Origin of the sequence: Cellulomonas aerilata, from assembly GCF_007991755.1 — a bacterium.
Lineage (GTDB): Bacteria > Actinomycetota > Actinomycetes > Actinomycetales > Cellulomonadaceae > Pengzhenrongella > Pengzhenrongella aerilata.
The window spans coordinates 383,090-406,530 of sequence record NZ_BJYY01000013.1 but is presented as its reverse complement, the minus strand read 5'-3'; the positions used below and the strand labels follow the sequence as shown (position 1 = coordinate 406,530).

Annotated in this window: 19 protein-coding genes; 11 read left to right on the top strand and 8 right to left on the bottom strand. The window is 75.2% G+C overall.

Features of this window, described 5'->3' with window-relative positions:
* Positions 1-16: 16 nt before the first annotated feature.
* From CAE01nite_RS09975 to CAE01nite_RS09960, 4 genes are all read right to left on the bottom strand, one after another.
* Entirely contained in the window at positions 17-904 is an 888-nt protein-coding gene (locus CAE01nite_RS09975) for an NAD(P)-dependent oxidoreductase (protein WP_146903493.1), read from the bottom strand.
* Between the two features lie 143 nt (positions 905-1,047).
* Positions 1,048-2,346, bottom strand: coding sequence for an MFS transporter (locus CAE01nite_RS09970; protein WP_246131128.1), 1,299 nt, complete (start codon positions 2,344-2,346; stop codon positions 1,048-1,050).
* 148 nt (positions 2,347-2,494) lie between these two features.
* A complete protein-coding gene (locus CAE01nite_RS09965) occupies positions 2,495-3,466 on the bottom strand; it encodes an aldo/keto reductase (protein ID WP_146903489.1) in 972 nt (323 codons plus the stop codon).
* Between the two features lie 92 nt (positions 3,467-3,558).
* A complete protein-coding gene (locus CAE01nite_RS09960; protein ID WP_186816503.1) occupies positions 3,559-6,201 on the bottom strand; it encodes a patatin-like phospholipase domain-containing protein in 2,643 nt (880 codons plus the stop codon).
* A gap of 99 nt (positions 6,202-6,300) precedes the next feature.
* Here CAE01nite_RS09960 and CAE01nite_RS09955 point away from each other — a divergent pair, with 99 nt between their 5' ends.
* The 5 genes from CAE01nite_RS09955 (at position 6,301) to CAE01nite_RS09935 (ending at position 11,372) form a co-directional block, all read left to right on the top strand.
* Positions 6,301-7,272 carry an aldo/keto reductase gene (locus tag CAE01nite_RS09955; protein WP_146903486.1) on the top strand — a complete coding sequence of 324 codons (972 nt, stop codon included), beginning with the start codon at positions 6,301-6,303 and terminating at the stop codon, positions 7,270-7,272.
* A 123-nt stretch (positions 7,273-7,395) separates the two neighbouring features.
* The gene (locus CAE01nite_RS09950; protein ID WP_146903483.1) at positions 7,396-8,190 is read left to right on the top strand and encodes a (Fe-S)-binding protein; all 795 of its coding nucleotides are present in this window, start codon (positions 7,396-7,398) and stop codon (positions 8,188-8,190) included.
* Positions 8,187-9,734 carry a LutB/LldF family L-lactate oxidation iron-sulfur protein gene (locus tag CAE01nite_RS09945; RefSeq protein ID WP_246131127.1) on the top strand — a complete coding sequence of 516 codons (1,548 nt, stop codon included), beginning with the start codon at positions 8,187-8,189 and terminating at the stop codon, positions 9,732-9,734. The genes CAE01nite_RS09950 and CAE01nite_RS09945 overlap by 4 nt, the downstream gene beginning before the upstream one ends.
* On the top strand, positions 9,731-10,516 hold the full coding sequence (locus CAE01nite_RS09940; RefSeq protein WP_246131126.1) for a LutC/YkgG family protein: 786 nt from the start codon (positions 9,731-9,733) through the stop codon (positions 10,514-10,516). The genes CAE01nite_RS09945 and CAE01nite_RS09940 overlap by 4 nt, the downstream gene beginning before the upstream one ends.
* 16 nt (positions 10,517-10,532) lie before the next feature.
* Complete coding sequence (locus CAE01nite_RS09935; RefSeq protein WP_146903481.1) at positions 10,533-11,372, top strand: aldo/keto reductase; 840 nt, start codon at positions 10,533-10,535, stop codon at positions 11,370-11,372.
* 47 nt (positions 11,373-11,419) lie between these two features.
* On the opposite strand, the gene CAE01nite_RS09930 is transcribed toward CAE01nite_RS09935, so the two are convergent.
* A complete protein-coding gene (locus CAE01nite_RS09930; protein ID WP_146903478.1) occupies positions 11,420-11,815 on the bottom strand; it encodes a type II toxin-antitoxin system VapC family toxin in 396 nt (131 codons plus the stop codon).
* A gap of 253 nt (positions 11,816-12,068) precedes the next feature.
* Here CAE01nite_RS09930 and CAE01nite_RS09925 point away from each other — a divergent pair, with 253 nt between their 5' ends.
* On the top strand, positions 12,069-13,037 hold the full coding sequence (locus CAE01nite_RS09925) for an aldo/keto reductase (RefSeq protein WP_146903475.1): 969 nt from the start codon (positions 12,069-12,071) through the stop codon (positions 13,035-13,037).
* Here the strand turns inward: CAE01nite_RS09925 and CAE01nite_RS09920 are convergent.
* The gene (locus CAE01nite_RS09920) at positions 13,022-13,429 is read right to left on the bottom strand and encodes an MmcQ/YjbR family DNA-binding protein (protein WP_146903472.1); all 408 of its coding nucleotides are present in this window, start codon (positions 13,427-13,429) and stop codon (positions 13,022-13,024) included. The two genes, CAE01nite_RS09925 and CAE01nite_RS09920, sit on opposite strands and share 16 nt — an antisense overlap.
* 649 nt (positions 13,430-14,078) lie before the next feature.
* Here CAE01nite_RS09920 and CAE01nite_RS09915 point away from each other — a divergent pair.
* The 4 genes from CAE01nite_RS09915 to CAE01nite_RS09900 all read left to right on the top strand — a co-directional run bounded on the left by CAE01nite_RS09915 (position 14,079) and on the right by CAE01nite_RS09900 (position 18,878).
* Positions 14,079-15,149 (top strand): SPL family radical SAM protein, encoded by a 1,071-nt coding sequence (locus CAE01nite_RS09915; RefSeq protein WP_146903469.1) that lies wholly within the window; start codon positions 14,079-14,081, stop codon positions 15,147-15,149.
* Between the two features lie 2 nt (positions 15,150-15,151).
* Positions 15,152-16,393, top strand: coding sequence for a spore photoproduct lyase family protein (locus CAE01nite_RS09910; RefSeq protein ID WP_246131125.1), 1,242 nt, complete (start codon positions 15,152-15,154; stop codon positions 16,391-16,393).
* An 88-nt stretch (positions 16,394-16,481) separates the two neighbouring features.
* Positions 16,482-16,886, top strand: coding sequence for a hypothetical protein (locus CAE01nite_RS09905; RefSeq protein WP_146903466.1), 405 nt, complete (start codon positions 16,482-16,484; stop codon positions 16,884-16,886).
* A gap of 147 nt (positions 16,887-17,033) precedes the next feature.
* Positions 17,034-18,878 carry an AfsR/SARP family transcriptional regulator gene (locus CAE01nite_RS09900; RefSeq protein ID WP_146903463.1) on the top strand — a complete coding sequence of 615 codons (1,845 nt, stop codon included), beginning with the start codon at positions 17,034-17,036 and terminating at the stop codon, positions 18,876-18,878.
* A gap of 131 nt (positions 18,879-19,009) precedes the next feature.
* On the opposite strand, the gene CAE01nite_RS09895 is transcribed toward CAE01nite_RS09900, so the two are convergent.
* On the bottom strand, positions 19,010-19,852 hold the full coding sequence (locus tag CAE01nite_RS09895; protein ID WP_146903461.1) for a class I SAM-dependent methyltransferase: 843 nt from the start codon (positions 19,850-19,852) through the stop codon (positions 19,010-19,012).
* A gap of 148 nt (positions 19,853-20,000) precedes the next feature.
* Positions 20,001-20,480 carry a hypothetical protein gene (locus CAE01nite_RS18115; protein WP_186816502.1) on the bottom strand — a complete coding sequence of 160 codons (480 nt, stop codon included), beginning with the start codon at positions 20,478-20,480 and terminating at the stop codon, positions 20,001-20,003.
* 321 nt (positions 20,481-20,801) lie between these two features.
* On the opposite strand from CAE01nite_RS18115, the gene CAE01nite_RS09890 reads away from it, so the two are divergent.
* Positions 20,802-23,249, top strand: a complete 2,448-nt coding sequence (locus CAE01nite_RS09890; protein WP_186816501.1) for a fibronectin type III domain-containing protein — start codon at positions 20,802-20,804, stop codon at positions 23,247-23,249.
* Positions 23,250-23,441: the final 192 nt, after the last annotated feature.

The following is a 23,441-nucleotide window of genomic DNA, read 5'->3' as shown; positions in this document are numbered from 1 at the left end:
CGACGGGGGCCGGGCGTCAGCCGCCGGACCCCTCGGCGGCGGGGGGCGCGCTGACCAGGTGCACGGCGGCGACGTCCCGCCCGCCGTGCCCCGCGGCCTCGGCCGCGACGAACCGGGCGGCGACCGCGTCGAGGAGCGGGGTCGAGAACGCGGCGTCCCGGGCGGCCAGCCGCAGGTCCTTGAGGGCGAGCTCGACCGCGAAGCCGGGCTCGTGGCTGCCGGCGTCCATCGCCTGCATCTTCGCCAGCGCGTACGGCATGGCCAGCGCCCCGGCGCCGAGGACGTCGCGCAGCGCGTCGTGCCCGACGCCGAGCCGGTCGGCGAGCGCGAGGGCGTCCGCGGCCGCCACGACGGCGGACGCCATCCACGCGTTGACGACCAGCTTGGCGGCGCTGCCCTCCCAGCCCTCGGCGCCCAGCACCTGCACCGAGCTGCCCAGGGCGTCCAGCACCGGTCGCGCGGCGTCGATGGCGGACGACGCCCCGGCGACCAGCCACACCAGCGTGCCGCTGCGGGCCGGGACGGTGCTGCCCGACACCGGGGCGTCGACGTACGCGACACCCGCCTCGGCGGCACGGCGGGCCGACCGGCGCGCGGCGTCGGGCCCGATCGTCGACGCCTGCACCCACACCCCGCCGGGGGGCATCGCGGCCAGCACGGCGTCCGCGAGGGACTCGAGGGCGGCGTCGTCGCGGACCACCGTGAGCACGACGTCGGCCCCCGCGACGGCGTCGGCGACCTGCTCGTGCGCCGCGACCTGCCCCCGCTCGGCGACGACCGCCGCGGCACGCTGCGGCGTGCGGTTCCAGACCCGGACGGTCAGCTCGCGGTCGGCGAGGCGCACGGCCATCGCGTGCCCGAGCGCTCCGGTCCCGAGGACGGCGACGGTGGTGGGCGCGGGCATGGTGACCTCCAGGCGACGAGGGCCCCGAGCCTGGCACGGCACCCGGACGGGTGCGACGCGAGGCGCCGGCTCGCCGGGCGTCCGAGCCGCCGGCTCGCCGGGCGTCCGAGCCGCCGGCCGCCCGGGTCCGAGCGACCCGCTGGTCAGACGAGCCCGGCCCGCCGGCGGGTGGTCCGGTTCGCGTGCACGGACCAGCGCGGGACCCACCGGGCCAGCGCCCCGGTCGCCGCCGCCCCGAGCACCCCGGTCGCCCAGACGCCGGCCGCGACCGATCCCAGCGCAGCCCCGGCGGAGACCACCAGCGGCCCGAGCGCGGACCCGGAATCCTGCAGCACCCGCCACACGCCGAGGAACTGCGCCCGCCCGGTCGCGGGGGAGACGTCGGACCCGAGAGTCATGAGGATCCCGGAGCTCATGCCGTTGCCCAGCCCCATCAGGGCGGCGGCCACGCACACCTCGGCGACGGAGTCGGTGAACGGCAGCAGCACCATCGACAGGCCCATGACCAGCATGGACGGCACCCCGATCCACAGCCGGCCGAGGTGGTCCATGACCTTGCCGGCCGGGTAGAAGAGCAGCATGTCGACGCCACCCGCGAGGCCGAAGATCAGGGAGGTCGTCGAGGCGTCCAGCCCCAGGTGCTCGCCCCACAGCGGGATGACCGTCTGCCGGGCCCCGCGCACGGCGCCCACCAGCAGCACCGCGATCCCCAGCGACGTGAACACCCGGCGGTGGTCGCGCAGGACGCCGAGCAGGGTGGGCGGCGGCGGGGAGGTCCGCGCGGCCTCGCGCCGGGCCGCCGCCCGCGAGCGGAGGGTCTCGGCCGGCCGGTCGCCGGGAGCCGTCTCGCGGACGCCGACGAGCACCGCGGTGGCGACCGCTGCGGCGCCCACCCCGAGCAGGAACCCGTTGCGCACATCCCCGCCGTGGACCACCAGCGCGCCCGCGAACGGGCCGAGGAACTGCCCGATGCGGTGCACCCCGGCGAGCGTGGACAGCACCCGGGCCCGGCGCATCGGCGGGGTGACCTCGGTGAGGTAGGAGTGCCGGGCGAGGTTGAACACCGCCGCGGCCGCCCCCGTCGCGGCGACGGCCAGACCGAGGGTGAGCAGGCCGGGTGCCAGGAACGCCGCGAGGAACGCGAACGCCGCCACCGTTCCGGCCAGGATCTGCGCGGTGCGGTCGCCCACCTTGGCGGCCAGGGACCCGGCGGGCAGGTCCGCGAGGATCTGCCCGATCGGCAGCAGCGCCGCGACCACGCCCGCGGTCGCCAGGTCCGCGCCGAGGCCGACCGCCGTCGGGACGATGATCGGCAGCATCGCGCCGGTTCCGACGTCGAACACCAGCGACGGCACGAACGCGCCCAGCACCACGGTGCGCATCGGGAACAGGGGGGCGTCGTCGGGCCGGGTCGGGCGGGGTCCAGCGGTCGGTCGGTCCACGGGGCACAAGGATCCCTCACCCGCGGGTGTGCCCCCAGCCAGGACGGGCGGACGGCAGCGGCATGCGACGGGCGCACGCCGCCCGTCGCGCCGCCCCGTCACGCTGTGCAGTCAGACCATGCCGTCAGACCATGCCGTCACCATGCCGTCAGAACCCGGCGACCGGGTGCGGCCGGTACGGCGCCTCCAGCCGGGCGACCTCGTCGTCCGTGAGCTCCAGCTCCAGGGCCGCCACGGCGTCGTCGAGGTGCCCGGGCCTGCTCGCGCCGACGATGGGCGCGCTGACGACGGGCTTGCGCAGCACCCAGGCGAGGGCGACCTGCGCCCGCGGCACCCCGCGCTCGGCGGCCACCTCGCCGACCGCCCGGATGACGTCGTCGTCGCTCGGCTCGGTGTACAGCGTCTTGCCGAACTCGTCGGTCTCCGACCGGGCCGTGGTGCTGCCCACGTCGCGGGTCAGCCGGCCGCGGGCCAGCGGGCTCCACGGCACGACGCCGATGCCCTCGTCGGCGCACAGCGGCAGCATCTCGCGCTCCTCCTCGCGGTTGAGGAGGTTGAGGTGGTCCTGCATGGAGACGAACCGCGTCCAGCCGTGGGCCGACTGCAGGTGCAGCGCCTTGGCGAACTGCCACGCCCACATGGACGACGCGCCGATGTACCGGGCCTTGCCCGCCTTGACGACGTCGTGCAGCGCCTCGAGCGTCTCCTCGACCGGGGTGGTCCGGTCCCAGCGGTGGATCTGGTAGAGGTCGACGTGGTCCGTGCCGAGCCGGGTCAGGCTCGCGTCGATCTCGTGCAGGATCGCCTTGCGGGACAGGCCCGCCCCGTTGGGCCCGGGACGCATCCGCCCGTGCACCTTGGTCGCCAGCACGACGTCCTCACGGCGGGTGAAGTCCTTCAGCGCGCGGCCGACGATCTCCTCGCTGGACCCGTCGGAGTACACGTTCGCGGTGTCGAAGAAGGTGATCCCGGCTTCGACGGCCTGGCGGATGAGCGGGCGGCTCTGGTCCTCCGGCAGCGTCCAGGGGTGGCCGCCGCGCTCCGGCTCGCCGTAGGTCATGCACCCGAGGGCGAGGCGCGAGACCTGCAGGCCGGTGCTGCCGAGCGTCGTGTACTGCATGGCGGGTTCCTCTCGTGGGCGGGAGGCCAGGCTGTCACGCGACGCCGTCCCGCTGCGTCCGTCGTCCGCCCACCCCTCGCTCGTTCATCGGCTCACACCCGCGGCACCTGGCGCAGGACGGGGGAGGGCTGCGGGACGTCGTCGGTGAGCAGCGTGTCGTCGGCGGGCCGCGCGCCCTGCTCCACGCCGTCCAGCAGGGTCTGGACGGCGCGCCAGTACTCCGCCGCCGTGGCCTCCGCCGGCTCGTACCAGGGCAGGTCCGGGGAGGTGGCCGTGCCGCGCGGGTCGCCCGGGAGGTCGGCCCCGGTGATCCGTCGCAGGGCCGCGGCCGCGAGGTCGGCCCGGCTGAGCTCGTCGTAGGGCTGGCGGTGGCGGCTGCGGGTCACGTCCTGGGCGAGCTCCTCGAGGCTGCCCACGGCGGCGCGCATCCGGATCCACTGGCTGCGCCGCCAGTACGCGAGGTCGGAGAACCGGCGGCGCAGGCGGGCGCCGGCGACCACGCCGCGCAGGGCGAGGGACGCGATGGTCGCGTTGTCCATGAACAGGTTGGCCCCGCCCTCGCCGGCGCGCTGGCGCACCCACGCGACCCGTCCGCGGGTCCCGGGCATGAAGGTCTGCTCGGTGTCCCGCCACCCGCGGGCGGTGCCGATGATCGCGGACAGGAACGCCGGCATGCCCGCACTGAGGTTCCGCGTCGGGGCGCCCCTGACGTCCCAGTCCTGCGGGACCCACACGTCCTGGCTGAGCCGGCCCGGTGGGTGCGAGCCCAGGTCGATGCCGAACGTCGGCCACAGCGGCAGCGGCGAGTCGAAGAAGTGGATGGGGAAGTTCGACGTCACGCCGCCGTCGGTGAACCACAGCTGCTCGCACCACGGCCCGGCGCCGGACGGGTAGACGACCGGGACGCCGTCGCGGAGCAGCGCACGTCCCAGCTCGTCGCGCACCGGCACGGCCTCGGCCTCCCGGTACAGGCGCACGGCCTGGAACAGCCCGGGCAGGGACATGCTGAGCCGGACCGCCAGGACGACCGGCAGGTTCCACGGCTCGGGCAGCGGGACCAGGCGCACGCGGTCCCCGGTGCGGATGTCGGTCATCTCCGCCGTCGGGCGCGGCAGGTCCGGGTCGTCGTCGCACTGCAGCAGGACCTGCCGGACGTCGGCGGGCACGACCTGGCGGTCGGGGTCGGTCAGGTCCGCCACGCTGACGTACAGCGGGCTGCCGTCCCCCTCGCGCATCACGTCCGAGCGCGGCAGCGGGAACCGGTACGCGCGGCTCTGCACGAGCTCGGACGTGATGAGCTCGAGGTTCACCCGGCGCAGCTCGGGCCGGGCCGACATCTCCACGGCCTCCCCGGGATGCGCGGGGTCGAAGTCCGGCCCGCACCACAGGTGCCCGAAGCGCAGCACCGGGGGACCGCCGGCCACGGGGCCTGCACCACCGGCGTGCGCGTGCGTGAGCCCGCTCAGCTCGCCCAGCGTGTCCGACAGCCACGTGACCACCGGCCGCCCGGCGGTGCGGGAGGGGTCGGCGCCGCGTGCCCCGCGGGGGCTGTCCGCACCGGCGACGACCCCGTAGCCGAACCGCTTGGCCCGCGCCAGGATCACGGCCGCGCCGGCCGCCAGGGCCAGCAGGACGGTCAGCAGCAGCCCGGCGGCCACCGTCACGAGCACCTCGAGACGGATGGGGCTCCACACCAGGCAGGCCGCGACGAGCGCGACCCCGGTCAGCACCGAGGCGACGGGCAGCCACAGCGCGCGCACCACGGCACCGGCGGACCGTCCGGTGCGGGGGACGACGGGGTCGTCGAGCGTGCTGGGCACCGCCTCGCCGGGCGGCCACGCGGCCACGCCGAGGCCGACGCCGATCAGCACCGCCAGGATCCCCAGCAGGCCGAGCGTGCCGAGCGACGCCGTCCGCAGCCACGGGATGTCGGCGCCCGGGGCGTGGCTCAGCTGCCCGAGCAGCATCCCGGCGACGACGAGCGCGGCGGCCACGACCAGCGTCGGGACCAGTCCGGTGGCCCGCACCACGAGGTAGGGCAGCGTCAGCCAGCGCTCGGCCCAGTACGCCTCGGCGACCCGGAACAGGTGCCGGCCCGGGCGCGCGGGCCGGAACAGCGACGCCAGCCGGTGCCGCTCCGGCGTCCCGGCGGGGTCGTCGAGCTGGCACAGCCACGCCATGGCGTCCGCGAGCCCGGCGAAGCCCGGACGCACGTGCCCGCGCTCGCGGTCGGCGTCCGCCAGCGGGACGTCGTCGACGCCGGACGCCCGTCCGACCTCGGCGGCGGCGGCCATGCCCGCCGCGATCGCCCCCGCGGACGCGCCGCCCACGTTGCGCAGCCGGAACGACCGGGCGATCTCGCACACCGCCAGCGGGTACACGACCCCCGACGTCGTCCCGCCGCGCATGGTGACGTCCGCGCTGGACCGGCAGTAGTGCTCCTTCTGCGCGTCGTCCAGGCCCCGGCGCGCGACCTCGACCGGCGCCAGGGACAGGTAGGGCGCCGTGCCCGCGGCCCGGTACGCGGCCGGGTCGCGCAGGGCCGGCGCCGAGCCGCCACCGGCCCACAGCCAGTCCGGCGGCGGCTCGACCGTGAAGCCGTCCGGGGTGCCGACCGCGTCCGCGGGGACGTCCTCGACCGGCGGCCCGGGCACGTACCGCCCGGCGGCCGGCGGCGGCGCCCCCAGCCGCAGCCGCAGCGAGGTCAGCGCCTGTCGGCCTCGTCGAACCGTCACGTGCACCCCTCGTCCCTCGTCCGGCGTGTCCGGCATGTCCGGCGGCCCGGCGGCCGTCCTGCGGTCGACACCGGTCACCCCGCGGGACAGCCTGTCGCCATGGACTACACCCACCTGGGCCGTTCCGGCCTGTCCGTGTCCCGACTGTGCCTCGGGACGATGAACTTCGGTCCGCAGACGTCCGAGCCGGACTCCCACGCGATCATGGACGCCGCGCACGAGCACGGGATCAACTTCTTCGACACCGCCAACCGCTACGGCGGCGAGCTGGGCGTCGGCGCGACCGAGTCGATCCTCGGTCGCTGGTTCGCGACCGGCGGCGGCCGCCGCGAGAGGACCGTCCTGGCCACCAAGCTCTACGGTGCGATGTCGGACTGGCCCAACGACGGCAAGCTGTCCGCGCTGAACATCCGCCGCGCGCTCGACGCGAGCCTGCGGCGCCTGCAGACCGACCACGTGGACCTCTACCAGTTCCACCACGTCGACCGGGACACCCCCTGGGACGAGATCTGGCAGGCCATGGAGGTCGCCGTCGCGCAGGGCAAGGTGCTCTACGCGGGCAGCAGCAACTTCGCCGGCTGGCACATCGCCACCGCGCAGGAGCACGCCCGCCGGCGCTGCTACACCGGCCTGGTCAGCGAGCAGTCGATCTACAACCTGCTGACCCGCGACGTGGAGCTCGAGGTCATCCCGGCCGTCCAGGCCAACGGGCTCGGGCTCATCCCGTGGTCGCCGCTGCAGGGCGGCCTGCTGGGTGGGGTCGTGCGCAAGGAGCGCGAGGGCAGGCGACGCCTGGAGGGCCGGGCGAAGCAGTCGCTGGAGAGCCACCGCGAGGCGATCGAGGCCTACGAGGACCTGGCTGCCGAGCTGGGGCACGAGCCCGGCGACGTCGCCCTCGCCTGGCTGCTGCACCAGCCCGCCGTGACCGCACCGATCATCGGCCCGCGCACGGGCGAGCAGCTCGAGGCCGCGGTCCGGGCGCTGGACGTCACGCTCGACGCCGCCGCGCTCGCGCGCCTGGACGAGCTGTTCCCGGGCCGGAGGACCGCCCCGGAGGACTACGCCTGGTGACCGGGCACCCGGCGGGCACCCGGATCACCGCGGTGCGCGGGGCGGACCGGGTCCGCCCCGTGCACCCGGGCGGGTACGCTGTTTGAAACGTTCCACTCGGCCGCCCCCAGCGTAGGAGGACCCGTGCGAATCGCACTCATGGCCACGTGTCTCGCGGACGCGATGTTCCCGTCGGTCGCCCGCGCGACCGTCACCGTGCTGGAGCGTCTGGGTCACGAGGTCGTGTTCCCGCCGGGGCAGACGTGCTGCGGCCAGATGCACGTCAACACCGGGTACGCGCGCGAGGCGCTGCCGCTGGTCGCGCACCACGTGGACGTGTTCGAGGAGGCGCTGACGTCGTGCGACGCCGTCGTGGCGCCGTCGGGGTCGTGCGTCGGGTCGGTCCGGCACCAGCACGCGACGGTGGCCGACGGCGCCGGGCGCCACGCGCTGGCCGGCCGCGCGACGGCGGTCGCGGCGCGCACCTACGAGCTGTCCGAGCTGCTCGTGGACGTCCTGGGCGTGACCGACGTCGGCGCGTACTACCCGCACCGGGTCACCTACCACCCCACCTGCCACTCCCTGCGGCTGCTGCGCGTCGGGGACAAGCCGCTGCAGCTGCTGCGCGCGGTCGCGGGGCTCGACCTGGTCGAGCTGCCCGGCGCGGAGGAGTGCTGTGGGTTCGGCGGCACGTTCGCGATGAAGAACTCCGGGACGTCGTCGGCGATGCTCGAGGACAAGATGCGGCACATCCGCGAGACCGGCGCCGAGCGGTGCACGGCCGGGGACGCCTCGTGCCTCATGCACATCGACGGCGGCCTGCGCCGCGCGGCGCGGGAGACGGTCCGGGTGGCCGGCGACGGCGCCGGGCACGGCGCCCCGCGCACCGTCCACCTCGCCGAGATCCTCGCGAGCACCCGCGCGGGGGTGTTCGCATGAGCGCGCTGCGTCGTCCCGTCGCCCTCGGGATGCCGGGCCGGCGGGCCGACGTCGGACACGCCCCCGGCGGTCCGGCACTGGCCGGCGGGGCCTCCAGCCCGCTGCGCGGCGAGGAGACCTTCCCCCGGGCCGCGAAGCGCGAGCTCGCCAAGCCCCAGCTCCGGGCCAACCTCGCGCACGCGACGTCCACGATCCGTGCCAAGCGCGCCGCCGTCGTGGGGGAGGTGCCCGACTGGGAGGCGCTGCGTGACGCCGGCGCCGCCATGAAGGCCGAGGCCATGCAGCGGCTGCCCGAGCTGCTGGAGGAGCTCGAGCGCGCCGTGACGGCACGCGGCGGCGTCGTGCACTGGGCCCGGGACGCGGACGAGGCGAACGCGATCGTCGCGGACCTGGTGCGGGCGACCGGGGCACGGGAGGTCGTCAAGGTCAAGTCGATGGCCACCCAGGAGATCGGGCTGAACGAGTACCTCGACGAGGCCGGCATCGAGGCCCTGGAGACCGACCTCGCGGAGCTCATCGTCCAGCTCGCCGGGGACACGCCCAGCCACATCCTGGTGCCCGCGATCCACCGCAGCCGCACGGAGATCCGCGAGATCTTCCTCGAGCACATGGCGGGCGTGGACCCCGAGCTGACCGACGAGCCGCGGCTGCTGGCGATGGCGGCCCGGGCGTACCTGCGTGAGCGGTTCCTGCGCGCCGAGGTCGCCGTCTCCGGGGCGAACTTCGCGATCGCCGAGACCGGGACGCTCGCGGTGGTGGAGTCCGAGGGCAACGGGCGGATGTGCCTGACGCTCCCCAGGACGCTCATCACGGTGATGGGCATCGAGAAGGTCCTGCCCCGGGCGCAGGACCTCGAGGTCTACCTGCAGCTGCTGCCGCGGTCCTCCACCGGGGAGCGGATGAACCCCTACACCTCGATGTGGACCGGGGTGACGCCGGGCGACGGGCCGCAGGAGTTCCACCTCGTGCTGCTCGACAACGGCCGGACCGCGGCGCTCGCGGACGAGGTCGGCCGCGCCGCGCTGCACTGCATCCGCTGCTCGGCGTGCCTGAACGTCTGCCCGGTCTACGAGCGCACCGGCGGCCACGCCTACGGGTCGGTGTACCCCGGCCCGATCGGGGCGATCCTCACCCCGCTGCTCACCGGAGCGGTCGACCACGACGACCCCAACTCGTCGCTGCCGTACGCCTCGACGCTGTGCGGCGCCTGCTACGACGTCTGCCCGGTCAAGATCGACATCCCGTCGATCCTCGTCCACCTGCGCACCCGCGGGGTCGACGCCGGGCGCGGCGGCGTGCCGGCGCCGGAGGCGGTGGCCATGAAGGCCGCCGGCGTGGTGATGGGCTCGCCGACGGCGTTCCGGGCGGCGGAGGCCGCCTCCCGGGCGGTGCGGGTGCTCGCACGTGACGGTGCGGTGAGCAGGCTGCCCTGGCCGGGCTCGCTGTGGACGGCCAGCCGGGACCTGCCCGCACCGCCGAAGGAGCCGTTCCGGGCGTGGTGGGCGCGCGAGCGCGGCGCGAGCGCGGCGGAGGGTGGGAAGTGACGGCGCAGGCGTCGCCGGACGGCGTGCCGGACGACGCGAGGAGCGTGGTGCTGGCCCGCGTCCGCGCCGCGCTGGCCGGGTCCACCGGGGGTGGCACGGGTCCGTCCTTCGACCACGCCGCACCCGGTGCCCCGCCCGACGCCGGGCCCTTCGCCGCGGGGGACGCCCTGCCCGGCGCCCCGGCCGGCCCCGGCTACCTCACCGCCGACGACGAGTGGGAGACCGGCACGACCGGCGAGGCGCTCCTGGCGCTGCTCACCGACCGGGTCGTCGACTACCGCGCGACGGTGACCCGCGCCCGGACCGCGGAGGTCCCCGCGCAGCTCGTCCGCCTGCTCGCCGGCGCCGGCCGGGTCGTGGTGCCCGCGGGTCTGGACCCGGACTGGGTGGACGCCCTGCGGTCGGCCGGCACGACGGTGCTGGTCGACGGGCCGGACGCGCCCCTCACGCTCGCCGACCTGGACTCCGCCGGCGCGGTCGTGACCGGGAGCCGGCTGGCGGTCGCCGAGACGGGGACCATCGTGCTGGACGGCTCGCCCGACCAGGGTCGGCGGGCGGTCTCGCTCGTCCCCGACCACCACGTGTGCGTCGTGCGCGGCGCCGACGTCGTCCGGGGTCTGCCCGCGGCGATGGCCCGGCTGGACGTGACCCGACCGCTCACCTGGATCTCCGGGCCGTCCGCGACCAGCGACATCGAGCTGAGCCGGGTGGAGGGCGTGCACGGGCCGCGCCGTCTGGAGGTCGTGCTCGTCGTCGACGACGACGCTCCCGGGCAGCGATGACCTCCCGGCCGACGGGGTGACCACCCGGGTCATCGCCGGGCGCCCGCACAGCCCGGTCGGTCTGGGTACGGCCACCCTGACGTTCGCCGGCGTGGACGAGCGGACGGCGGTCGCCACCGTCCACGCCGCGCTCGACGGCGGGGCGACCTGGGTCGACACCGCGTACGCGTACACGACCGCGGGCACCGCGAACCACAGCGAGCGGCTCGTCGCGCGCGCCCTGCGCACCCACCCCCGCGGGTCGGACGCGATGGTCGTCACCAAGGGCGGCCACCACCGCGCCGGGCCCGGATTCCTCGTGGACGGACGTCCGGCGACCCTGCACCGGCAGTGCGACGAGAGCCTGCGAGCGCTCGGGGTCGAGCGCGTCGGGCTGTACCTGCTGCACAAGCCCGACCCGCAGGTGCCGGTGGAGGAGAGCGCGGGCGCGCTGGCGGAGCTGCAGGCGGCCGGCAAGGTGGCCGCGGTCGGGCTGTCGAACGTCACCGTGGAGCAGCTCGACGCGGCGTGCGCGGTCGCGCCGGTCGTCGCCGTCCAGAACCACCTCTCGCCGCAGGACCGCTCGGACCTGCCGATGGTCGCCGTCTGCGCGGATCGGGGGATCGCCTACCTCGCGTACTCCCCGCTCGGCGGGCGCAGCCGGATCGACGGGCTGTCCCGCTCGCTGCCCGGGCTGTCGCAGGTCGCCCGGCGGCACGGGGTCTCCGAGCAACGCGCCGCGCTGGCCTGGCTGCTCGCGCGGTCGCCCGCGGTGTCCGTGGTGGTCGGCGCTCGCAGGCCCGGCAGCACCGCCGACTCGGTGGCCGCAGCCGACCTGACGCTCGACGCCGACGACCTGCGGCTGCTGCCCGGCTGACCGGACAGGCGTCAGCGACGCGGCCCCGCGTCCGGCGACGCGCGGCGTCAGCCCAGGTCGTCGACCGAGGCGACGGTGACGAGACCGGCGGCCGCGTGCGCGAAGTCCCGGTTGGTGGTGACCAGCGCATCGGCCTGCAGCTGGGTCAGCGCGACGTACTCGGCGCCGTAGGTCTCCCACCACCCGAGCCGGTCCGCCACCTCCCACGCGCGCCGGCGCATCACGGCGTCACCGAGCAGCCGGATCTTGATCCGCCCGGCCTTGGCGAGCCGGTCCCGGGCGACGTCGTCCGCGAGGTCACCACGCTGGACGGCCTCGTGCAGCAGCGACATCACCTGCGAGCGCAGCAGGGTCGGGGCGAGCAGCTCGTGCTGCGCGTGGACCGTGATCCCGTGGGTGACGAGGTGCAGGACCGCACCGGCGTCGACGACGTACCTGGACATGCTTCTCCTCTGATCGCGAACCGCAGGAATGTAGACGTCCCGCGGGTGCGGCCGGGGCGCGACAGGCCGGTGGCGACGAGCGTCACACCCCGGTCGGCGCCGGGTGTCGGCGCCGGGCCTCGGCAGCGGCCGGGTCGTGGGCCGCGACGACGGTCGAATCGCGGTCGCGCATCCCGCGGGCCACAGTGGACCGGCTCGACGGCGTGCCGGCACCGGCCGGAGCACGCGGGCGTCGACCGACCACGGGAGCGACATGGAGTACCGACAGCTGGGCCGCACCGGGCTGACCGTCTCGGAGATCGGCTACGGGGCCTGGGGGATCGGCCGGTCAGCCTGGGTCGGGGCGACCGAGGACGAGTCGCTCGCGGCTCTGCGTCGCGCGATCGACCTCGGCGTCACCTTCATCGACACCGCGCGCGGGTACGGCGAGAGCGAGCGCATCGTCGGGCAGGTCGTGCGCGACCACCCCGGCGAGGTCCTCGTCGCGACCAAGGTGCCGCCGAAGAACGGCGTCTGGCCGGCACCGGCCGGGCTGCACCCCGACGAGACCTTCCCCGGCGACCACATCCGTGAGCAGCTGGAGGTCAGCCTGCGCGAGTCCGGGCTCGAGGCGTTCGACCTCGTGCAGCTGCACGTGTGGAGCGACGAGTGGGTCGGCAAGGGCGACTGGCTCGAGACCGTGGCGGCGCTGCGGCAGGAGGGCAAGCTGCGGCACTTCGGGGTGTCGATCAACGACTACGAGCCGGAGAACGCCCTCGCGCTGATCCGCACCGGCGAGGTCGACACCGTCCAGGTCATCCTCAACGCCTTCCACCAGCAGCCCCTCGAGCAGCTCCTGCCCGCGTGCCGGCAGCACGACGTCGGGGTCATCGTCCGGGTCGCGCTCGACGAGGGCGGGCTGACCGGCCGGATCACGGCCGGCACGACCTTCCCGGAGGGCGACTTCCGCAACCGGTACTTCGGTGGCGGCCGCGCCGCCGAGGTGGAGCAGCACGTCGACGCGCTCACCCGGGACCTCGGGATCGGGCCCGACGACGTCGCCGACGTCGCCCTGCGCTACGTCCTGGACCAGCCGGGCGTCTCCACCGTGATCGCCGGCATGCGCTCCGTCCGCAACGTCGAGCGGAACTGCGCGACCAGCGACGGTCGGCGCCTGACCGAGGCGCAGCACGACGTCATCCGCCGACACCGCTGGGAGCGGAACTTCTACCGCGCCGCGTAGCCGTCGTCCGGGCTCGGGTGCTCCGCGAGCCAGGCGCGGGCCAACCTGCGGGGCGCCCTGCACAGCCAGGAGTCCACGACGACCTCCCGCAGCTCGTCGGTGCCCAGCGCGTCCAGGCGCGCCAGGACCGCGGCGTAGCCGTCGAAGTGCGGGGTGGTGAAGTACACGTCCGGCTCGGCGCCGAGCAGCGCCTCCTTGACGCCGAGGTCCGCGACGTGGATCGCCATCGGGGGGTCGACCGGAGCGAGGTCGCCGAGGTGGGCGCGGTCGGCGACCCGCAGGGGCCGCTCGAGCACGAACGCCCTGCCCCGGACCCGCCACGTGCGCTCCGGCGTCTCGCTCACCTCGGGGAGCGCGTCGGCGATCGCGCGGACGTCGTCCCATGTCGCCACGACCTCAGGCTAGCCACTCCGCGCGGCGGCGGGCTGTATTCCGGGCCGGTATTCGCGGCCGCTCTTCCGTGCCGGTATCCCGAGCGTGGTGTCCAGAGCATTCCTCACGCGCTCCGGAGCCCAGGACGCCATCTGCCCAGCGTGTGCTCGTGCTCGGGTCGACCGGCATTCCGTGCCGGTCGAGGAACACCCAGCGGTCGCCGTGCCGATGGATATGGATTGCGCGCCGGTGGACGGGCAGTGGTGGTGCCAGCACGGCAGGGCCTCGTCGTCCACGCAGGTGGCCGTCGTCGCGCGCCCGGTGGTCGACGCGGCGCTCCTGAGGCAGCCCGACAGGTCCACGGCGGGCGCGGACAGGTCGAACGCGGGGTCGTGACCTCGTCCACCGCGCACCCCGTCCGAGGTGTCCCACCGCCACTCGTCGCTCCGTGCGCCCGATCCGACGAGCCGGTACCGACATTCTGAGTGCGGGCAGGAATAGCTGGGCACGTCGTCGTCCACGGGGGACTGCGGTCGGCCCGACCCGCCTTCCACCGCTCGGGTGACCAATACCCCGCGACGGACCAGGCGGTCGCCCCGAGTGACCACCTTCACACCCCGCGACTGACCATCCGGGACGCCCCGTACCCCGCGCGTTGTTGTACCCGACGTGCCCCGCACCTCGTGGATTCCCCAGCACGTCCTGGTCACCCGTTCCGCCGCCGAGCTCCCGCACGGCCGCCGCATCGTCGAGCGGTGCGAGGCCGCCGGCGTCGCCGACATCCGGCTGCTCCCCGGCGACCGGCTGCCCAGCCTCACCGCCGACACCCCGCGCGAGACGTACGCCCGCGCGAAGGCGACGCTCGCCGTCGTCGTCGCCCCGCCGTCCAAGCGCACCCTGCAGCCCATCCCGCCGAGCGCGGACTGGCGCATGGACCTCGCGGAGGGCTGCCCGGCGCACTGCCAGTACTGCTACCTCGCCGGGTCGCTCACCGGTCCGCCCATCACGCGCACCTACGCGAACCTCGACGACATCCTCGGCAGCATCGCGCCGGCCGTCGGGCACGGGGCGGTCACCAGCGGCACCGACGCCCGCGGGCACGAGGGGACGACGTTCGAGGTGTCCTGCTACACCGACCCGCTCGCGCTGGAGCACCTCACCGGATCGCTGGCGGCCGCCATCACGCACGTCGGCACGAGCGACCTGGGCGGTCCCGCGCAGCTGCGCTTCACCACCAAGTTCGCCGACGTCGGCCCCCTGCTCGAGCTGCCCCACCACGGCCGGACCCGCGTGCGGTTCTCGGTCAACGCGGCGTCCGTCGAGCGGTTCGAGGGCGGCACCGCCCGGATGCCCGAGCGCATCGCCGCGCTCCGGGCGCTCGCCCTCGCCGGCTACCCGGTCGGGCTGACGATCGCGCCGATCATGCCGGTGGACGGCTGGCGCGAGGAGTACGGCGCCCTGCTCGACGCCGTCGCCGCCGCCACCGACGACGTGCCGGGGCTCGACCTCACCACCGAGCTGATCACCCACCGGTTCACGCCGAAGAGCAAGGAGGTGCTGCTGGGCTGGTACCCCCGGACCAAGCTCGAGATGGACGAGGACCTGCGCCGCCAGAAGCGGGGCAAGTTCGGCGCCGTCAAGCACGTGTACCCGGCGCCCGTCATGCGCGAGCTGCGCACCTGGTTCGACGACGCCCTCGCCCGCCGCCTGCCCGCCGCCCGCTCCCTGTACTGGACGTGACCATGAGCCAGCCCATGTTCGACCTGGACGCCCTGCGGCCCGTCGCCGACGCCGCCCCGCTCGCCGCTCCGGCGCCCGCACCTGCGCCCGCGCCCGCGCCCGCGCCCGCGAGGAGGCTCGACCGGGCGGCCGCCGGGACGGACGACGCCCCCGTGCGCCCCGTCGAGGCCGCCTCCCGGCGCCCCGGTCCCACGCTGCTCGACGTCCGCCGCATTTACCTCGAGCCGGAGGCCGCGGCGCTGCCGCGCGGGCAGCAGGTCCTGGACCGCTGGCCCGACGCGGAGCGGATCGAGGTCGCCTCGCACTGGAACATCCCCGAGCTGCACGGCGACGAGACGAACGTCGACCGGTGGGTGCGGATCAAGACCGAGGCGCTGGTGCTCGGCATGAAGAAGTCGCTCGCCGCCCGCCCCAACGGGCGCTCGTCCGACTTTATCGCGCCGTCGACGGCCAACGGCTGCGCCATGGCGTGCGCGTACTGCTACGTCCCGCGGCGCAAGGGCTACAGCAACCCGATCACCGTCTTCGCCAACATCGAGAGGATCACCGGGTACCTGTCCCGCCACGTCGGGCGGCAGGGCGCCAAGCCCGAGCCGAACCAGTGCGACCCGACGTCGTGGGTCTACGACATCGGCGAGAACAGCGACTGCTCGGTCGACGCGACGGTCAGCGACAACGTCCGCGACCTCGTCGACCTCTTCCGCGGTCTGCCGACCGCCAAGGCGTCGTTCGCGACGAAGCACGTCAACCGCGACCTGCTGGACTGGGACCCGCAGGGGCGCACCCGCGTGCGGTTCTCCCTCATGCCGGACCGCATCGCGCGGCTGGTCGACGTGCGCACGTCGCGGATCGCCGACCGCATCGCCGCCATCGACGACTTCGTCGAGGCGGGCTACGAGGTGCACCTCAACTTCAGCCCCGTCATCGTCCACGACGGCTGGCTGGAGGACTGGGCGGAGCTGCTCGACAAGGTCGAGGCCGGCATCGGCGCGCGGGCCAAGGCGCAGCTCGCGTGCGAGGTCATCATGCTGACCCACAACGAGGCGCTGCACGAGGTCAACCTCGGCTGGCACCCCAGGGCGGAGGAGGTCCTGTGGCGTCCGGACCTGCAGCAGCCCAAGCGCTCGGAGTCGGGCGGCTGGAACGTCCGCTACCGCACCGGGGACAAGGGCCGGTACGTCGCCGCGCTCACCGACCTGATCGCGGAGCGGCTGCCGTCGTGCCGCGTGCGGTACGCCTTCTGACCCTGCAGGCGGCGTGCGGCAGGCCGTCCCACGATCCCTCACACGGCCGGCGTCGAGCGTGGTGGCACCCACCACCCGAGGAGTCCTCGTGACCGCCACACCCACCACCACCGCCCCGCGTCCCACCCTCGACGCCCGGAGCACCGCCGCTGCGCCGCCCGCGCTCGCCCCTGGCCGGCTGCCCACCGAGCTGCCCGCCGAGCCACCGAGCCGGCTGCCCCTCGAGGTGCTGACCGGGCTGCGGGACGAGCTGCGGGACGCGCTCGAGGCCGCCGCCGAGCAGGACCCGGACGAGCTCGCCTCGCACACCCCGGGCGGGGCCCGTCTGCTGTCCCTGGCCGCGCGGGCCCGGCGCGCCGTCCGTGCCCTCGGTGCCCCCGCCGGCGTCCCGCTCACGGACGGCCCGGGCGTCGTCGTCCTGCGCGACGCGGCCACCACGGCGTCCCTGCTCGACGCCGCCTTCGACCCCCGGTTCACGCGCCGCCTCGGGTGACCGGCGCCGAGCCGCGCACCACCGACGACGCCGTCCGGGCCCCGCGGGAGCCCGGACGGCGTCGTCCGGTCGCCGGTCCGGCCGGCTCGGACCGTGACGGCGCCCACCCCGCAGGGCCACACTGGCTGGCGGGATGGAGGGCGCACGATGCTCCTGGTGAAGCTCCTGGGCCGGCCCACGGTGCTGTCGGACGGCGTCGAGGTCGACGGGCCCCGCGGCAACAAGGCGTGGGGGCTGCTCGCCTACCTCGTCGGTCAGGGCGTGCCGGTGCCGCGCGAGCGTCTGGCGTCCCAGCTCTTCCCGGACGCCGAGGACGGCCTCGGTGCCGTGCGCTGGAACCTCGCCCAGCTCCGGCGCACGCTGCGGCAGCCCGGCGCGCTGTCCGGGGACCCGGTCCGGCCCGACCTCGGTGCGGACGTGCGGGTCGACGTCGCCCTGCTCGGCGGGGCGCCCTGGCACGACGTCGTGGCCGACGTCGACCTGGGAGCGCCGCTGCTGGAGGGCATGACGTTCCCCGGCTGCCCGGCGTTCGAGCTGTGGCTGGAGGGGGAGCGCCACCGCGTCGCCGGGCTCGCCGCCGGCGTCCTGCGCGAGGCGGCCCGGACCTACCTGGCCGACGGCCGCCCGGCGGAGGCCGCCGCGTCCGCACGCCGGCTGGTGAGCCTGCGCCTGTGGGACGAGAGCGGCCACGTCCTGCTGACCCGGGCGCTGGCGCGGTCCGGCGACACCGCGGCCGCACGCGCGCACGTCGACCTGGTCACCGAGCTCTTCCTCGACGAGCTCGGCGTCCCGCCGTCGCGCGAGCTCGCCGCGGCGGCGCAGCCCGTCGTCGAGCGGGTGTCGGGCGCCACCCGTGCCGGGACCCTCGCCCAGCTGCGGGCAGGAGTCACCGCCGCGTCCGCGGGCGCGCCGCAGGTCGGGGTCGAGTCGCTGCAGCGTGCCGTGGCGGGGGCACGCGCCCTGCGCGACCCCGCCCTCCTCGTGCTCGCGCTCACCGAGCTCGGCAGCGCGCAGGTGCACGGCGTGCGGGGGACCGACGAGTCCGGCGTCGCGTCCCTGCGCGAGGCCGTCGCCGTCGCCGAGCGCGACGGGCGGCCGGCGCTGGCCACGTCCGCGTGCCGCGAGCTGGCCTGGGTGGAGTTCCTGCGGTGCCGCCGGGTGCCCGCCGAGCAGTGGCTCGACCGGGCCGAGAGCACGGTGGGGGACGACGACGCCGAGCGCGCGTGGATCCTCATGATCCGCGGCTCCCTGCGCAGCGACGCGGGGCAGCACGCCGAGGCGGCGGAGCTGCTGCACGACGCCGTCCGGCACGCCGACCGGGTCGGTGCGCTGCGCCCGGCCGCGATGGCGCTGACCCATCTGGGCCGGCTGGCGGTGCTGCGCGCGGAGCACGCCGAGGCGGAGGACCTGCTCGCGCGGGCACAGGCGCTCGCGGATCAGGCCGGGTGGCTGTCGTTCCTGCCGTACCCGACGTCGTGGCTGGCCGAGGCCGCGCTGCGGACCGGGCGGGTGGCCGAGGCCACGGAGCTGTTCGGCCACGCCCACGCCCTCGCGCTGGAGGTCCACGACCCCTGCTGGGAGAGCCTGTCGTGCCGCGGCCTCGGGCTCGCGGCCGCTGCGGCCGGGGACGAGGGCTCGGCGGCGCGGCTGCTGCACGACGCGCCCGACGCCTGCCGGCAGCTGCCCGACACCTACGTGTGGATCGAGGCGTACGGGCTCGCGGCGCACGCCGCGCACGCGCTGGCGACCGGGTCGCCGCGGGCGCCGGTGCTCGTCGAGGACCTCGACCGGCTGGCCTCGGCCCTCGACCTGCGCGAGCTGCAGGCCGAGGCGGCCCTGCTGCGGCTGGCCGCCGGGCAGCCCGGTGCGCTGGAGACCGCCCGCCTGCGCGTGGCCGCCGTCGACAACCCGGTGCTCGCCGCGCGCCTCGAACGGCTCGAGCGCGGGTCGCTGACGACGGCGTCGTCGGACGGCGCGCCGCTGCGCCGCTGAGCCGGTCCGCCGGGCTGCTGCCGGAGGGCACGGCACCGGCCGTGCCCTCCGGCCGGCCCAGGGGGCAGGCGCAGAGGGCACGGCCGGGCGGGGTCGCCACCGCGGCGGTCGCGGCAGCCGCGGCGACCCGCTCAGGCGCGGCGCGCCGTGACGACCAGGTACTCCGAGTCCAGCACCAGCGAACCGTCGCCGCGGTCGTTGCGCCGCGCCAGCTCGACCAGGTCACGGTCGAGGGCGGCCAGCCGGTCGGGGTCGTCGGCCAGTGACCGGCGCACCACGATCGTGGGCCCGTAGTGCGTGGCGAAGTACTCCCGGAAGTCCTCCGGCGTCCCGAAGCGGTCGAACGTCACGGTGCCGCGGGTCGCCGTGACCTCGGTGACCCGCTCGCCGAGCAGCGTCCGGACGTGCGCCTCGTCGCCCCACAGGGGCGGCGGCTGAGCGCCGGGGGGCGGCGCCGGCGCGTACGGCTTCATCGTCGCGAACATCTGCCCGATGAACCCGGTGGGCGTCCAGGCGAGGAGCGCCACGGTCCCTCCCGGACGCACCACCCGGACGAGCTCGTCGGCGGCGCGCTGGTGGTGCGGGGCGAACATGACCCCCACGCACGACAGCACCGCGTCGAAGTGCCCGTCGGGGTACGGCAGCGCCTCCGCGTCGGCCACCTCCCACTCCAGCTCGGCGCCGGCGGCCCGCGCAGCGGCCCGGCCGGCGTCGAGCAGCTCCGGGGTGAGGTCGGTGGCGGTCACCCGGGCCCCGGCGAGCGCGGCCGGGATGGCCGCGTTGCCCGAACCGGCGCCCACGTCGAGCACCCGATCGCCCGGTCCCACGCCGCTCGCGGCGACCAGTGCCGGTCCCAGCGGGGAGATGAGGTCCACGGCCAGGGTGGGGTAGTCGCCCAGCGCCCACATGGTGCGGTGCCGCGCCTTGAGCGCGCGGTCCGTCTCCGCCTCGGTGGGCGACATGACGTCTGTCATGAGAGGTCCTCTCGTGCTGTGCGGGCCGGCGTCCGGTGAGCCCGGCCGTCCGGCGCCGGCCTCGTCCTCGAGTGCCGGCACGACCAGGGTCACCAGCGTCCGTGTGCCCGAGCGTGTGACGCCCGACGGGCGTCCGCGAGAGGGCGCCTCAGGCGGTCCCCGCCCCCTGGGGCGCGGCACGAAGAGCGCGCGCGGCGGGCCTCGTCGCAGGTGCGGACAGGGCCGCGAGCTGCCGCCCGGCGCTCCACGAGACGGCGTCGAGCGTCGTGTCGACCAGCAGCGGGTAGCGCGCGACCGGGATGACGCGGCACGTCGTGGTGACCATGACGCCGTCCGGCGCCCCGGTGATCCGGACGTCCAGGTCGGGCGGCCCGTCCCGGCCCAGCCCGTGCGCGGCCAGCTCGGTCTCGAGCAGCATGCGCGTCAGCAGCCAGTGCGCGTCGTGCCACGTGCTCTGGCAACGGGTCCTCAGCCGCAGCCCGGCACGCCACGCCTCCTGTCCCACCTGACCGCGCCAGACGACCTCGCCGTCGCGGGTCGCGAGCGTCAAATCCGAGTCCCGGGGGTCGCCGTCGGCGTCCAGGGACAGCATCAGCGCGGCGGTGCGCGGGCGGACGAGAGTCACCATGCAGCGAGCCTCGCGCACGCATGTTTCCGCTGGTTTTCGCCCCGTGTCGTCCTGCGTGACATCTCCCGTCGTCGGCGAGCGGCCGCTGCCGCGGCCGACGGCCGCACGACCCTGTCACAGCAGTCTCCTCCGACCTCTTCACGGCACGTTGACGCCCGTCGCCCACAGTCTCGACCAGACGCAGGACCCCGTGACGACGCGGTCGAGCAGTCACCCGCACATCAGCACACCCAGCAGCGCACCTGCACGTCAGCGTCGCCACCACCCCCTCGGTGGCGGGGCCGCCCAGCAACCACCACACCGGAACAGTCAGGGGAAGTCATGAGCGCCATGCAGCACCGGGACGAGCCGCGATCCGTGGCCGCCGTCCCCAGCACGACCGGTGGGTCGCCGACCCGCCGTCTGTGGACCACGCCGCGGTCCCGGACCGCCCTGGTCGGGGGCCTCGCCCTCGGCCTGACGTCCGCGGCCCTGACCGGCATGCCGGCCCAGGCCATCAACAGCAACCCGCCCACCGGGCCCGGGAACATCGAGATCTTCCCGATGCGGGACATGGTCGCGATCGAGGGCTACACCGAGCAGGCCGGCATGCAGGCGACCATCACGGCGACCCGCGGCGGGCAGGTCATCGGCAAGACGACCGGGACGGTCGGCGCCGACGGCTTCCTCGAGGCCAACCACCCCGGTGGCGTCTGCTGGGGCGTGGGCACCGGTGCACCGCAGGTCACCCCCGACCTCCAGCAGGGCGACGAGATCAAGGTCGACTTCTCCAACGGCCAGTGGGACGGCTCCAAGGTCGTCGACATCGAGGCCACCGGTGTCGTCCTCGACGAGGCGGCCCACACGCTGACCATCAACGGCCGCTACGGCCCGGGCGTCGACATGCCGAACCCGACGGACCTGGTCGGCGACCCCGGCAAGATCGGCATCGAGATCGTCAACCCGGAGATGCGCAACGGCAGCGCGATCGGCGAGCGGGCCATCGGCTGGCCCGGCCACGTCGTCGACCCGCTCGACCCGGGGCCCGAGCCCGGCTACCAGGTCGTGGGCAGCGTCACCGGCACCGACGCCGCCGGCGGTACCTTCGCCGTCAAGTACACCTTCCAGAACTCGGCCGACCTCGAGCTGGCCAACGCCGGCTCCATCACGGCGCTCGGCTGGCTGGCCAACCACGAGGACCCGAACCAGGAGGCCCAGTACGGCCTCACGCTGAACGAGTTCTACGAGTTCGGCGGGCCCGGCATGGGCGGCTGCCCGGCCGGTCCGACGCAGGTCCGCACCAACGGCCCCGGCACCTACAGCGCCCTCGGCGCGGGTGCCGGCAGCATCACGGTCAACTGGGACGACGCCAAGGTCCTGCCCGGGACCCCTGCGGTCGAGGGCTACACCGTGCGCGCCGTCGCACGGAACCAGGAGGACGAGGTCGGCAAGCGCCTGCCCAACACGGCGGCCGCCAAGGAGACCACCACCCTGACGGGCCTCGTCGCCGGCGACATCTACAGCATCGAGATCGCGGCGAAGAGCGCCGCAGGCGAGGGAACGCCGTCGGTGATCTCGCAGGTCAGGGCCGCTGCGCACGTCGTCCCGACCGCGACGGCCACCACGCTGCGCCGGCCCAACGCCGACGGCAAGTACGCACCGCTCGTGACGGGCGCCAACGGCGACTTCGGCGTCCACCTCGACCCGGCGGCCGGCGTGCTCGGGGCCGAGGTGCACTACACGCTCGACGGCTCCACCCCGACCCTGCAGTCCCGGACCTTCACCCCCGGTGACCCCTCGCTGCAGATCCGTCAGGACACGACCCTGCGCTGGATCGTCGTCGACAGCGGGAACGTCGTCGGCCCGCAGGGCGAGAAGTTCTACGACATCGTCGAGAGCACGAACCCGGCACCGGTCATCTCGAAGGTCGCCGCCACCCCGGTCAGCGGTGCGGTGGACGTCACCTGGAACAAGCTGCCGGCCGACGGTGAGAACCCGGTCAACGGCTACCGGGTCCAGGCGTACACCGGCGCCAGCGCCGATGTCGCGACCGGTGTGCGCGTCGGTGACCCGGTCATGGTCGCCCAGCCGACCGATGCCACCCTCACCGAGGTCACCCGTCGCATGGGTTACCTGACCAACGGCACGAGCTACAAGTTCTCGGTGGCGGCCCGCTACGGCACGGTCTTCAGCAACGAGTCGGCTCTGAGCGAGGCTGTCGCCCCCGAGGCGGCAGCGGCTGCCAACGCCGGGCCGGACGCGTCGTCGCTCCGTGGTCGGACCGTGACGCTGAACGGCACGGCATCGACGAAGGCCGTGTCCTACCAGTGGACCCAGGTCCGGCCGGCTCCGGTCGCACCGGCCACCTACCGCGACCCGATCATCACGATCAACGGTCCCACCACCGCGAGCCCGACCTTCCGGTTCCCGACGAAGACCTCGGCCGCGAGCGATGACGGCACTTACGAGTTCCGCCTGGTGACGACGCATCAGAACGCTGACGGCACGACCTTCACCCGCGGTGACAACGTCATCATCAAGGAGCAGAAGGACGGCTTTGCCGCCAGCCGCACCCGGTGGCGTGCGGGTGACAACCTGGTCGGCACGGGGACGCAGGAGGGCGCTCGCCTGAGCTTCCACAGCGGCTCGCACACCGGCCCGGTCGTGGCCACGGCAGTCGTGGCGAACGGTGCCTGGACGGTCCCGGGCACCAACGCCCAGCCGACCGGCGGCAAGTTCTACGTCTGGTCCGACTACGGCTACGTCGGTGAGCTCAGCGTGACCCCGTAGCACTACCCGCAGGAGGCAGCACCCCGCACCACCGGCAAGGGCCCGTCGCGATCCACGCGGCGGGCCCTTGCCGCGTCTGCGCCGGCGTCGCCTCGACGCCGGGCGCCGTGAAAGTGCGACTTTGACGGCTCGTTGACGCCCTCCCGCGAGAGTTGCACCCATCAGACGACGCCTGCTCGGGCTCGCCACGGA